The organism is Campylobacter showae CC57C (assembly GCF_000344295.2).
Taxonomy (GTDB): Bacteria; Campylobacterota; Campylobacteria; order Campylobacterales; family Campylobacteraceae; genus Campylobacter_A; species Campylobacter_A showae_B.
In genome coordinates, this window is the sequence record NZ_AOTD01000110.1 from 1 (window position 1) to 12,953 (window position 12,953).

Genomic DNA, 12,953 nt, shown 5'->3' on the forward strand with positions numbered 1-12,953 from the left:
TAGTATGTAACCGAGCTTCGGCGAAATTTCTAACGAAGTATAAAGGAAAAAGACAAGCCGCCGCCAAATTTAGTGACGTCCGCAGCCGCACTCCTTGAGCGCCACCTCCACATCGCAAAAATGCCTATGCTCGCTCGCCAAATGCTCGATAAAATCCTGCTTAGAGCCGTGCGAGATCTCGTGCATGAAAAGATCGTGATTGACGTAGGCGACCTTGGTAGCGAAATTTAGCGTCAAATTTACGTCGTGGCTGATGAGCACAACGCCCGTGCCGTCCTCGTTTATCTGTTTTAGCAGCCTATAAACATCGGCTTGACCCTTCGTATCGATACTGGCGGTTGGTTCGTCAGCATCAAAATCTTTGCCTTTGCACAAAGCGCGCGCGCGATATAGACGCGTTGGCGCTGTCCGCCGCTTAGATCGCCGATCTTTCGCCGCGTAAATTCGCCCATGCCGACGCGCTCCAGCGCCGCCTCGGCTTCTTTTTTGTCGTCCTTGCCATAAAATCCAAACAGCTTTTTATCTATCCGCCCCATCAACACGACCTCGAGCACGCGCATCGGGAAGCTCTGATTTATCGGGATATTTTGCGGGACGTAGCCCACGGCCTTGCTCACGCTAGCGGGCTCCTGGCCAAACACCTCGATCGTCCCGCCGCTTGGCTTGTTTAGACCTAGCATCAGTTTTAAAAGCTTACTTTTGCCCCCGCCGTTTGGGCCGATGATAGCTAGAAAATCTTTGCAGTCGTATTCTAAATTTATACCGTCAAACACGAGGTTTTCATCGTAGCCAAAGCTCAAATTTCGCACCGAAATGTCGCTCATAAAACGCTCACCTTACCCGAAATATAAAACATAAAAACGCCAAGCCCCAGCATCACCAAAAGCGCGGCAAACTCGCAGCAAGTCCGCAGCGCGCGAAATCTCATCGCGCCCTTTAGTTTAAAGCCGCAAACGGCTGCTAGAAATATCACCGCACCCATGCCAAGCCCCATAAACAGGCCGCTAGCAAGCCCGGCCGCGTAGCTGTTTAGGCTAAAAGCCAGCACGAAACCCAGCAGCGTACCCGGACATGGCACGAGAGAGCCAGCCAGCACCACGAGCCACTCGCTAGCGGTCTTTGGCGCCTCACTAGAGGCCCTACAGGCTGCGCAGCCGCACTCGCTTTCGTGGACAGCGGGGCTAAATTTGACCGATTTTACGCTCAAATTTGACGCGGAGTTTAAATTTGAGCTAAAAATTTTACTCGCCCCATTTGCGCCTTTTTCGTCCGAAACGGACGCGATGGCAAAGCTAAATTTAGGCTTTAGCGCCGTTTTTTTAAGCTTGGCGTAGATCATATAAAGGCTCACGCAAACGATCGCTACGGCCGATATTTTCGTCATTGCGCCCGCTATGTCGCTGACCTTGTCCGTCAAAAACGCGTTAAAAAAAACGTAGCAAAAAAGCACGAGAAAAACCGCCCCCGCCACGTGCGCGAACCCGACTTTCATCGCAAAAACTAGAGCGCGCGAGTAGCTGCCGCCGTTTGCGACGAAGTAGCTAGCCGTTAGCATCTTAGCATGCCCAGGGCCAGCGGCATGCAAAAAGCCGTAAAAGAAGCTAACTGCGGCTAGTAGGGCGAAATTTAGCGCGTTTAGCTCGGCGCTATTTATCTTGATGAGCTCTTTTAATCGCTCCAAAAACTGAAGGCTCATGCCTGAAACCGAGTCAAATTTAGCCTTATCTGCCGCGTCTATTTGTTCTAAATTTTGCTTATTTTGCGCCTTAACCAGCGAGCTAAGCTCGGGCTTTGCAGGCTCTATTTTGGGCGCTTTTGAAGTCATTTCAAAAAACGCCGTGCTCAAATTTACGTTTGGTACTAGATAAATTTTATCGGTGAGCGCGTAGGGGTCGGGCGAGCTTATTTTAAAGTTAAAAAATCCCTCGTGGTCAAAAACCTCGACCGTGACGACGCGGCCGTCCTTGACCGCTAAATTTAGCTCTAAAATATACTCGAAATTTAGCCTGCCCTCATCCAGATAAACCCGCTGCGATAGCGTTTTGGTGTGCAAATTTACGGTCTCGCCGGCGCCGTCGTAGTAGCCCACGCTCGTTAGATACCCGCGCGGTACGATGTAGTCGAGCAGGGATTTTTGCACCTTCCACGCTTCGTTTTTGCTAAGCGCTTTATCGGCGTTTTCGTCGTAGCTTTGTAGCGTGAGTTCGGTGAAATTTTCAGAAAACGTCCAGGTTACGGCGGCTGTTTTTATCATATCGCCCTGAACGTCAAATTTGACCGAGGCGTGCGCGGGCGGGGGGTAAAGCGAGCACAGGGCGCAGGCGTGCGCGAAGCTAAAAAAGGACGCAAAAAGCGCGAAAATAGCGAGTATGCGTCCAAATTTCATTTACAGGCTCTTTGCGAAAATTTGCGCCGTTTTGCGTAGCTCGGCGTCCCAATCTAACGGCAGTTGATCGATCTCTACGACGCTAGCGCCGCTTTCTTTAGCGATGGTTTGCGCGGCTTTTTTAGAAAACTGCGGAGCGACGAAAATGACCTTCACGCCGTGCTCTTTAGCCTCCTCGATGAGCTCTTTTAGCTCGGCCGGTTTTGGTTCTTTGCCATCCACTTCGATCGCGATTTGCTCTAGATCGTAACGTTTGGCAAAGTAGCCCCAAGACGGGTGATAGACTATAAATTCGCGGTTTTTGACGTTTGCTAGAGTATTTTTAATAAAGCCGTCAAGCTCGTCAAGCTGGGCTTCAAATTTAGCCAAATTCGCCTCAAAAAGCGCCTTGTTTTCAGGGTATTTTTCGCTTAGCGCGGCGGCGATATTTTTAGCTTGGACTTTTACCAAAACGGGATCTAGCCAGATGTGCGCGTCAAATTCGCCGTGGTGGTGTTCGTGATCGTGGTGGTCATGACCTGCATGCTCGTGTTTATGCTCGTGGTGAGCGTGTTCGTGCTTGGCGTCATGGTCGTGATCTGCGTGCTCGTGGTGTCCTTCAAATTTGATCTTTTCCACGCCCGCGTCGGTTTTTACGATTTTAAGGTTTGGATAAGATTTTTGAAATTTCGGCAGCCAAGCCTCCTCAAACTCGATCCCGATAGCAAAATATAGGTCGCTTTTTTCAAGCGCGGTCATCTGTTTTGGCTTTGGTTCGTACGTGTGCGGATCGGCTCCCTTGCCTACCATGACGTTTACCTCGACCGCGTCGCCCGCGATTTGCTTCACAAAATACTGCTGCGGCAAAATACTGACGCTAACTTGTCCTTTGGCGTATAGCGCGACTAAGCCCAAACATAAAAACGCGAAAATTTTTCTCATTTTTATCCTTTCCGTGTTAAAATTTGGGCGAAATTATATCAAAAGCAACTTAGTTGCAAATTAATTTTTCTCAAGGTATAATACCCTAAAATTCTTAACGCGGAGGAAAGGTATGGGCGAAAATTTGGAAGAAAAAGCCGGTTTTGAGGAGCTTTTAACGAAAAATGATATCAAAATCACTCCGCTTAGACTCGAGATCTTACACATCTTACACGCCGCCGCCGCACCGCTTAGCTATGATGAAATTTTAGCCCAAATCGATGCAAACAAAACCACGTTTTACCGCTGTATGGACCTTTTTGAAGCTAAGGGCATCGTGCTAAAAAGCGAAAATAACCGCAAGAATTTCTACGAGCTTGAAAGCGGAGCAAAGGCGTATTTCGTCTGCGACGTCTGCCACAAGATGACAAACATCGACATGCCGCGCTTAAAACAAAATCACGTCAAAAGCGTCGTGGTTAAGGGTGTTTGCGACGAGTGTTTTTAAAATTTACGCTCAAATTTGACAGTAAATTTGCAGCTTAAATCCGCTTGCCGAGCGATTTTCACCGCAAATTTGTAAAAACGCAGTCTGCTAAATTTGCTTAGTCAAATTTAAAAACTCAAATTTGACGCGGGCACTATAAAACTAATCCTCGTAAAGCTTTGCGATCTCCGGGGGTATCGCGATCGGACGACCGCGCGCAAGATCAAAAAACACGTAAGTCGTCACCGCGCTAGCGACAGATACGCCATCTTTGCTAAACTCGTAAAAACGCTTCGAGCAGCTTCTTTTTTCAGGCTGCGTCCAGGTTTTCACGCGCACTTTATCGCCCAAAAACAGCTGCCCCAGATAGTCTATCTCGTGCCTGCGCACCATCCACGTGCGGTTTTGCGCGAGATTTGTCTCGATGAGGTCGCCAACGGCGTTTGAGTGCGCGTTGGCCGCTTCTTGCATCCAGATGACGTAGTGAGCGTTGTTTGCATGATGATTCACGTCGATGGCGTCCTCGCCCACTGTAAATTCGTAATAAAAAATTTTCATTTTCGCTCCTAAAAACGCTAAAATTGTAGCAAAAATTTAAAGGCAAACAAAATGAAAGAGATGTGGGACAAAAAGGCGGCGAGCTATCCGCGATTTACGGGCGAACCTAGCGTTTTTCATAGAGGGCTTTACGCTAAGATCACCGAGTTTGGCGTCAAATTTGAGGGCAAAAGCGTCGTTGATATAGGCTGCGGCACGGGCGTGCATACGCTGTTTTTGGCGCAAATTTGCCGCGATATAACGGGCATGGATATCTCAGGCGAGATGCTAAAAGTCATGCTCGAAGACGCGGCAAAATTTAATATTTCAAATTTGACCGCCGTTCAAAGCGATTTTAAAAACTTTAATCCAAACCGTGTTTACGACGTGGCTTTTAGCACGATGAGCCCCGCGATCGCGGACGAAGAGGATTTTGTCAAATTTATAAATTTGGGCGAAAAAAGGGTCTATCTTTGGTGGAACAAACCGCGGTATTCAAGCGTTTTGGAGCTTTTTTACGAAGGCTCGCAGAGAGGGTGCTTTAAAGAAAAGGCAAATTTTTTCGAAGAGTACTTGCGCCGCGAAAATATCGCTTTTAACTCCTGCGTGCTCGAGGAGTCTCGCGAGCAAAAACGCACGCTTGAAGAGATGACGCAAAATGCGCTTTGGCATTTACAAATCGCAAATTTTACGCACGATGAAAATGCGGTCAGATCGCGGCTAGAAAGCATCGCACAGGACGGCTTCGTGACGGAAAAAATCGTCTCTTCAATGAAGCTTTTAGTTTTTTAAGATATAATCGCGATATTTATTTAAAATTTAAAAAGGATTTTAGTTGCCGCGAGCGTTTTTGCAGATATTTTCGTGCGTTTTATATTTTTTTTGCGTTCAGGCTTTTGCCGCTTCGCACGTTTTATCTCCAGTTGCCCAACCCAAATTTGACGAACAAAAAGCCAGACTAGGCAAGGAACTGTTTTTTGATGCGTCAATAAGTCCGAGCGGCACGCTATCTTGCGAGAGATGCCACAATCTTTACTGGGATTTAAGCGGTACGAGTAAAAAAAACGTAAAAATCTCCGCCGACGAGGAGATTAGTCCGCCTACCGCGCTAAACTCGGCATTAAATTTTATATTTTTTAAAAACGGCGAGGTTAAGGATATAACCGAGCAGGTCAGACAGAGCCTAACGAGTAAAAATGAGCTTGGTAGCGAGCCGAAATTTTTAATCCAAAAGGTAAATCAAAACTCCGTTTATAGGAAAAAATTTGAAGAGCTTTACAAAAACGGGGTGAGCTTTGAAAATATCGTCGACGTGCTGGTAAATTTTGAAAAAGTCCTCGTCACGCCAAACGCCAAATTTGATAAATTTATCGGCGGTGACGAGAGTGTTTTTGACGATGAGGAAAAGCGCGGATTTGAGCTATTTAAAAAAATCGGCTGTATAAACTGCCACAGCGGTGCAAATATGGGCGCAAACCTCTACTACGAGCTAAGGTTTCACGCAGATGGCAACAAAACCGGCCGCTACAAAGTGCCTAGCCTGCGAAACATCGAAAAAACCGCGCCGTACTTTTATAGCGGCGAGGTTATGGATCTAAAAGACACGATTAAAGACGTCGGCAAAATGCTTTTAAACTACGATCTAAGCGAGGAGCAGACGCACGAGCTCTATAAATTTTTGCTGACTTTAAGCGGCGAAAAACCGGAAATTTTAAAATGAGACACAAGATAATCTTTCATAAAATTTTATTTTTTACTATCGTTTGTATCGTATTTTTCGGTACCGTGATGACCTATAAGGCTACCAAAGACCTAGTAACCGCCTATGAGTGGAAAGGCACGATAGAAAGCGTAATGGATGCTAACGACGAGGCGAATTTCTTACTCGAAAAAAGTTTTTTGGAGGCCGACTACGACGAGATCATGCGCTATACGGCGGAGTTTAAAAAGGGTCTAAAAAAGCTTGATTCGAGCAATCTAATATCCTTTGAAAAACTCGCGTTAAACAAAAAAATATTTACCGAGCTAGAAGAGGCGGTTGAAAAAAGAGTCGAGCTAACGGATAAATTTAACTCCGTAACCGCAATGGCAAAACTCGTTTATAGCGAGATGATTTTAAAATTTGAGGCTTTGGACGGATTTTATTTTAAAGAGTTGATGCCGCAAATTTTGATATTTAGATACGACTTAAATGCTGACCTAAAAGCGCCTAGAAAGCTTTTAAACGAGTATTTAAAGAACCCAAAACTAACTAAAAACGACGCCGGATTTTTGGCGGGTACGCAAAGGCTGCTTGGCTACTACGAGCAGGCGCAGGAGCTTTATCACGAGATAGTTTCGCTTGGAATTTACAAAAAACTATCTGGTCTAAAAGAAAGCAACGAGCGCTATATACAAAAAGTCACGTCAAATTTACGCGGTACGATGGTGCTGGTGTTCATACTATTTGCGCTTGCGTCGCTATTTGTCTATATCTCTTACGTTAGGGCAAAGAAGCACATCAGGCTTCTAACTCGCTTCGAGCAAGCCGTCGATAATAGTTTTAACGCAATAACTTTTACCGATCTGGATAGAAAAGTAAAATACGTAAATAAGATTTTCGAGCGAAATTTCGGATATAAATTTGAAGAGCTCAAAGGCAAAAATATAAATATCATCAAATCCCACTATCATCCGCACGAATTTTATCAAGATATGCTAAAAACGATAGAATCCAATCAAATTTGGCGAGCCGATGAGCTAGTTAGCAAAACAAAAAGTGGCGCTCTCATCCATGAGCAGGTTATTTTCTCTCCGCTTTTTAACGAAAGCGGCGATAAAGACGGCTATATGTCGATCAAATACGACAAAACCAAAGAGCTAGCGATGACCAAAGAGCTCGAAAATAAAAACAAAGAGTTGCAAAACGAGGCGCTAAAAGACAAGCTAACGGGGATGGGTAGTTATTTCGCTCTGACGCAAAGAACGGAGTTGGGCGCCGGCGGTATGTTGATCTATATAAACATCAACAACTTTATGGATTTTAGATTTTTTTACAAGACCAAGACCGTGGATGCCATCATTGCATCATTTGCCGAGACGCTTCAGCTTTGCATCGATACTTATAAGATGGACGCGGACATTTACAGAGTGCAGTTTGACGAGTTTTGCATCTGGTACGGCGGCGACGATACGGAGTGGGCCGTGCGTAAATTTATGGATTATTTTAAGGCAAATAGCCTCTATATCACGGTCGAGGGAACAAGGGAGTTTATCCCAAATATCAAAATAACCATCGGCGTTAGCTTGCCTCAAGACACTCCGCAAACAAACCGCCTAACCCAAGCCATGCTAGCTCACCACGAAGCTAAGCAAAAAGGCGAAACAGTACAGTTTTACACCGAAAACAGCCACATCGAACAGCAGTACTACCACAACCAAATCATGTCGCGCACCATCGAAAACGCCATATATAACGATACCGTGATCGTCGAGTGCCAGCCTATTTACGACGTATCTGGCGAAGAGGCCGGGGTCAAATACTACGAAGTTCTCGTGCGCATCATCGATGAAAGCGGCAAGATCCTATATCCTGGCGAGTTTTTGGATATAGCAAAGAAAATTTCGCTTTATAACGAGATAACCAAAAAAGTCGTCGAGCACGTGTTTAGGCTCGTGGAGAAGTTTACAAACACGAGCTTTTCGATGAATCTTTCCAGCAGCGACATCGCAAACGAGAGCATAAGAGAGCTCATCGAGAAAAAGCTACGCGTCTGCTCAAAACCAGAGCACGTGTATTTTGAGATACTAGAGAGCGAGGGCGTGGATGACTATAAGATCGTAAATGATTTTATCAACAGGATCCGTGCCTACGACTGCAAAATTTCGATCGATGATTTCGGTAGCGGCTACTCAAACTACTACCGCATCTTGGAGCTTGATATCGACACGATCAAGATCGACGGCTCGATCATCAAAAAGCTACCGTACGACAAAAACGCGCGCTATCTGCTGCAAACTATCATCGACTTTGCCGGAAGACAGGGCTACAACGTCGTGGCGGAGTTTGTTAGCTCAGAGGAAATCCTCGCCGAGATAAAGAAATTTGGCATCAAATACGCGCAAGGATTTTTGCTAGGCAAACCGACCTCGCCGAGCAATATCGAGGAGTAAAACGCGCGGTGGCTTTGAGCCGCTAAATTTAGCTCGTCTTAGTCAAATTTGTCCGCTCAAATTTGACTACTCCTGCATCCAAACCGCCAAAAATCCAAGCAAAATGATAGCTAAAAACAAACCCATCTGAAAATAGAAATTCTTTTTTAAATTTTCGTTTATCAGAGCGCAAAGCTCGGAAATAAAGATGTATAGCTCGCTCACGCATATCCTTTGGCCTCAAGTTTTATGTCAAATTTGCCGCCCTCGCAGAGTCAAATTTGAGTAAGCCATTAAAAAGCGGCTTCAAATTTAGCTTGGATTATAAATTTGAGCTTGGCTCGTCTTTAAATTTCCTTCTAACAAAAACGGCGCAAACTACAAACGAAACCGCCGTCAAAGCGTAAAAGATATAGCTAAAAATAGGATTTGTGCGGGTCTCGCCCTCTTTTAGCTTTTTAACCGAAACTGCGTTTCTAAACATATCAAACATCGCGATGCGCCAGCCGTAGTATTTGATCTGCGCCCTGCCTTCGCCCACTAGACTCTGGGCTGCGGCTTGGACGTCGGCAGAGTTAAATTTAAAATAAAGCGGCAAGCCCCAGCCCGTGTCTTCGTTGCGATACGGCATCACCTTCGTGCCGTTTAGCTCCCGCGTGTAGACGAAGTACACATCGCGCGTCGGGCCGTCGGCGGGATTTTGCGCGTCGATAAAGCCGTCTTTGTCCATGCGTTTGACCTCGCCGCCCGTGATTATCGCCTCGTCGTAGTGCGGGGAAGCGTAGTTTATCGCCGTGACCGCCATAGCGTGCAGAGCTAGCAGAAAGCTAATGATGAAAATTTGAAGGTATTTTTTAAATTTTTGCATTTTCGTCCTTTGGGGCGAATTTTACAAGATAGAAGTTTAGAAGAAGCTAAGCCCCTAAAGCAGGGGCTTAGAAGGATTAGGCTTTAGCCTTGCAGCCGCAGCTTCCCGCGATAAATTTAAGAATCTGGATAAAGAAGCAAACGCCACCGATGATGAAGATCGTATCGCCGATCATCCTTAGCCAGCGTAAATTTTGCAAGTGATCCATTTGTAAGAACTCCGCGCTTCTAGCGTACCACATGCCCACATCTATCGCAGCGACGGCTTGATAAAGACCGATCGGAAGCAGCGACGCTACGATCATCAGCATTAGCCCCGCATTTAGCGACCAAAAGCCAACTTTCATCAGCTTGTCGTTAAATTCTTGCCCTTTGAAAAGATAAAGCGCCACGAGCCAAACAAAACCTAGCGCCAAAAATCCGTAAACGCCAAACAGCGCCGCGTGTCCGTGCACCGAAGTGGTGTTTAGACCCTGGATGTAGAACAAAAATAGCGGCGGGGTGATAAGGAAACCAAACACGCCCGCGCCCAGCATATTCCAAAACGCAACCGCGATAAAGCAGTAAAGCGGCCATTTGAGGTTTTTTGCCCAGCTTTGCGCAAACTGAAGCGAATACTGATGAAAGGCCTCGGCTCCAAGAAGCACCAAAGGCACGACCTCAAGCGCGGAAAAGCTAGCGCCCACAGCCATGATCGGAGTGGTCGTTCCCGCAAAATAAAGGTGGTGGAAGGTGCCAGGAATTCCGCCGATAAGAAATAAGCTCGCGCTCGCTAGAGTTGAATAGGTCGCAAATTTTTTGCCAACTAAGCCCAAAGATGCAAACACGAACGCAAGCGAAGCGGTCGCAAATACCTCGAAAAAGCCCTCAACCCAAAGGTGAACGACCCACCAGCGCCAGTATTCCATCACCGGCAGCGGGCTTCTTTGTCCGTAAAATAGCCCCGCGCCGTAGAAAAGTCCCACCGCGATAGCAGAAGCCGTAAATATAGCTAGTAGGTTTTTATCGCCATCAGCCTTAAACCCGCCGACAAATCCGCGAAGCACGAGAGCCATCCAGATAACAAGACCGACAAACAAAATAAGCTGCCAAACCCTGCCAAGCTCGATATACTCGTATCCTTGGTGACCAAGCCAGAAGCTCAGGCTAGTATCCATCTTGCCCGCTATCGCCATGTATTCGCCGATAAAGCTACCCACGACTAGGAAAAGTAGCGCGTAAAAAAGCAGATCCACGCCCAGTTTTTGAAATTTAGGATCCTTGCCGCCGTTGATAATAGGCGCTAGGAAAAGTCCTGCCGCCAAAAAGCCCGTCGCGATCCAGAAAATACTCGCCTGGATGTGCCAAGTGCGCGCCAAAGAGTACGGGATGTACTGGGATAAATTTATGCCGTAAAACTCCTGCCCCTCGACCGTATAGTGCGCCACAAAGCCGCCTATCATAATCTGGAAAACAAAAAGCGCAAGTGCGACAAAAAGGTATTTGCCAAGCGCCTTTTGAGACGGGGTCAAATTTAGTCTTGAGAGCGGATCGGCGTCGATAGGAGTGAGCCTTTCGTGATCTTTTTCTCCGTAGAAATTTGAAAACCAAACTAGTAAGCCAATGCCAGCGACTAAAATCGTAACGCTGATAATCGTCCAAAATACGTTTTCTTTCGTCGGAACGTTGTCGATTAGCGGCTCGTGCGGCCAATTGTTCGTGTACGTAGCCTCGCTATTTGGGCGATTCGTCGCCGTAGCCCAGGTCGCCCAGAAGAAGAAATCATTTAGCTGCTCGCGGTTTTCCTCTTTTGCCAGCGTATTGTTTTTCATCGCGTAGTTTTCGCGTAGTTTTTGGTATTTTGGGTCATTACCGAAAAGCCCGTTATACTCGTCTCGCACTACCTTTGCTGCGGCGATCCTCTCGTCGCTGATCGTTATAACGCCGTTTTTTAGCGTATTCGTGCGGTATTCGCTCTTGGTTAGAGCCTTGATGTTGGCTTGTTGCTCGGCGCTCAGGGCGTCAAATTTAGCTCCGTAAAGCTGATTTGCCTTTATATCCATAAACGCGACTAGCTCTTTATGTAGCCAATCAGCCGTCCAGTCAGGCGCCTGATACGCTCCGTGTCCCCACACCGAGCCCACCTGCATACCGCCGATGCTTTGCCAGGCTTCCTGACCTTTGTAAATTTGCTCTTTCTCGACTACGATTTTGCCGTTTTTATCGGCAAAACTCACCACCGGCGGCGCTTCGCGGTAAACCTCTACGCCGTAGTAACCCAGTATCCCGAAGGCGATAGTAACGACTGCTACCAGCGCCCACCAATACTTCTTGTATTCACGCATACTTTGTCTCCTTTTGAAAAATTCGTATAAAGTTTATCCAAAATAAATTTGCACAAAAATGATGTATATCAATAAAAGGACTAAATTTGTCCTTAAAATATGCCTTATATTAAAAAATGTATAATTACGAAAATATATTTTGGGGGATTTTATGCTTAAATTCGAGATTGTTTATAAATTTTGTCTCATTTGCACGCTGATTTTGGGGCTTTGTCTGCTCGCGTTTTCGGGGGTAAATTTCGCGCTCGGAGAGTATGGCGAATTTTGGATGGGCGCGCATAAATTTGCGGGCTTTTTAGTCGCGCTCGCGGCCGTTTTGCACGTGATAAATCGCAAGAAAAAGCTCATCAAACTCGCAAATGAATTCATCGACGTCGTCACTCGCCGCAAAAACCCGAGCATGTGCAACATGGACCGCATCATCGCATCGCTCGAGCCATATACGATCGCTGAGATCTCGCAAAAACTAGGCTTTGACGAGGCCGAGTTTTGCCGTACATTGCGCGAAAACGGCGTCAAATTTAATGGCGTAAATCAAACCCTGCGCCAAATCGCCTTTTTAAACGACGAAAAGATATTTTTCGTGCTAGTTCTCATAGTCGAGGCAAAATTTGGCAAGAGATTTTGCGGCGAACTCAAATTTAAAGGCGCTAAATTTAACGGCGGCATAAAAGCAGCATGAGCTCGGCGCGAGCGAGGCGGAAGCTAAATTTACATTTTTGAAAGGGCTCAAATTTTAAAAATAACCGCAATTTTAATCATAACTTTTAACGTTTTACTTTTTGGCGGGATTATTTGGACTATATTTTGGCGCAATCCCAGCAAGCTCAGCCCCCGTCAGCTCGCTGTAATAGGCGAAACAAGCGAATCAAGCGCGATAAAAAGACTTTCCGTGCGGCCGTTTTTGCTTTGGTTGGAGCGGTTTTTCATCTCGCGTGAAAGCCTTTGGTTTGATCAAAATTACATCTATGTTTTTAGAGGGCAGGAACTTGCGTCTAGGTATAAATTTGAGCAAATTACAGCGCTTGAGAGTACGAAAATATGGATAAATAGCGCTAGAATTTGGCGGATTTGTTTTGCGGACGAGTTTGAGAAAGACGGCACGAGCGAGTATAAATTTGCACCCGCCGCTTCGATTTTTACGCCAAATTTTAAAGAGTTTTTGCAAATTTTGCACGAGAAAAATAGGGATGTGATAAAAACGAAACCGAGATTTTGGGAGACGGTTTAGCGTTAAATTTGTGCACTGATAAAACCACCCAAATTTGGCCTTTAAGATTTGGTTTTTTAGTTAAGCGATATAAATTCGGATCAAATTTAA

At 46.0% G+C, this 12,953-nt stretch carries 12 protein-coding genes and 1 pseudogene; 6 read left to right on the forward strand and 7 right to left on the reverse strand.

Features of this window, described 5'->3' with window-relative positions; all coding sequences use genetic code 11:
* Positions 1-69 precede the first annotated feature (69 nt).
* The 3 genes and pseudogenes from H740_RS04110 to H740_RS04120 form a co-directional block, all read right to left on the reverse strand.
* Positions 70-824: pseudogene (locus tag H740_RS04110) on the reverse strand (metal ABC transporter ATP-binding protein).
* Positions 821-2,386, reverse strand: a complete 1,566-nt coding sequence (locus H740_RS04115; RefSeq protein WP_002951631.1) for a nickel/cobalt transporter — start codon at positions 2,384-2,386, stop codon at positions 821-823. Before H740_RS04115 ends, H740_RS04110 begins: the two are co-directional and overlap by 4 nt.
* On the reverse strand, positions 2,387-3,307 hold the full coding sequence (locus tag H740_RS04120) for a metal ABC transporter solute-binding protein, Zn/Mn family (RefSeq protein ID WP_002951632.1): 921 nt from the start codon (positions 3,305-3,307) through the stop codon (positions 2,387-2,389). It abuts the gene before it with no gap.
* Between the two features lie 112 nt (positions 3,308-3,419).
* Here H740_RS04120 and H740_RS04125 point away from each other — a divergent pair, with 112 nt between their 5' ends.
* Positions 3,420-3,794, forward strand: a complete 375-nt coding sequence (locus H740_RS04125; RefSeq protein ID WP_002951633.1) for a Fur family transcriptional regulator — start codon at positions 3,420-3,422, stop codon at positions 3,792-3,794.
* Between the two features lie 141 nt (positions 3,795-3,935).
* On the opposite strand, the gene H740_RS04130 is transcribed toward H740_RS04125, so the two are convergent.
* A complete protein-coding gene (locus tag H740_RS04130) occupies positions 3,936-4,331 on the reverse strand; it encodes an acyl-CoA thioesterase (RefSeq protein ID WP_002951634.1) in 396 nt (131 codons plus the stop codon).
* Between the two features lie 51 nt (positions 4,332-4,382).
* On the opposite strand from H740_RS04130, the gene H740_RS04135 reads away from it, so the two are divergent.
* Genes H740_RS04135 through H740_RS04145 form a run of 3 tightly spaced genes read left to right on the forward strand, consistent with a single transcriptional unit; the run spans position 4,383 to position 8,462 of the window.
* Positions 4,383-5,102, forward strand: coding sequence for a class I SAM-dependent methyltransferase (locus H740_RS04135; protein ID WP_002951635.1), 720 nt, complete (start codon positions 4,383-4,385; stop codon positions 5,100-5,102).
* Between the two features lie 43 nt (positions 5,103-5,145).
* Positions 5,146-6,030, forward strand: coding sequence for a cytochrome-c peroxidase (locus H740_RS04140; RefSeq protein WP_002951636.1), 885 nt, complete (start codon positions 5,146-5,148; stop codon positions 6,028-6,030).
* Complete coding sequence (locus tag H740_RS04145; RefSeq protein ID WP_002951637.1) at positions 6,027-8,462, forward strand: EAL domain-containing protein; 2,436 nt, start codon at positions 6,027-6,029, stop codon at positions 8,460-8,462. The genes H740_RS04140 and H740_RS04145 overlap by 4 nt, the downstream gene beginning before the upstream one ends.
* Before the next feature lie 66 nt (positions 8,463-8,528).
* On the opposite strand, the gene H740_RS11675 is transcribed toward H740_RS04145, so the two are convergent.
* The 3 genes from H740_RS11675 to H740_RS04155 all read right to left on the reverse strand — a co-directional run bounded on the left by H740_RS11675 (position 8,529) and on the right by H740_RS04155 (position 11,632).
* Entirely contained in the window at positions 8,529-8,666 is a 138-nt protein-coding gene (locus H740_RS11675; protein ID WP_156318393.1) for a hypothetical protein, read from the reverse strand.
* Between the two features lie 97 nt (positions 8,667-8,763).
* A complete protein-coding gene (locus H740_RS04150; protein ID WP_002951641.1) occupies positions 8,764-9,309 on the reverse strand; it encodes a DUF1523 family protein in 546 nt (181 codons plus the stop codon).
* Positions 9,310-9,385: 76 nt separating this feature from the next.
* On the reverse strand, positions 9,386-11,632 hold the full coding sequence (locus H740_RS04155) for a nitric-oxide reductase large subunit (protein ID WP_002951644.1): 2,247 nt from the start codon (positions 11,630-11,632) through the stop codon (positions 9,386-9,388).
* 151 nt (positions 11,633-11,783) lie between these two features.
* On the opposite strand from H740_RS04155, the gene H740_RS04160 reads away from it, so the two are divergent.
* Both H740_RS04160 and H740_RS11895 read left to right on the forward strand, forming a co-directional pair.
* Positions 11,784-12,314, forward strand: coding sequence for a hypothetical protein (locus H740_RS04160; RefSeq protein ID WP_002951647.1), 531 nt, complete (start codon positions 11,784-11,786; stop codon positions 12,312-12,314).
* 210 nt (positions 12,315-12,524) lie between these two features.
* Positions 12,525-12,863, forward strand: coding sequence for a hypothetical protein (locus H740_RS11895; RefSeq protein ID WP_002951649.1), 339 nt, complete (start codon positions 12,525-12,527; stop codon positions 12,861-12,863).
* The last annotated feature ends 90 nt before the right edge of the window (positions 12,864-12,953 follow it).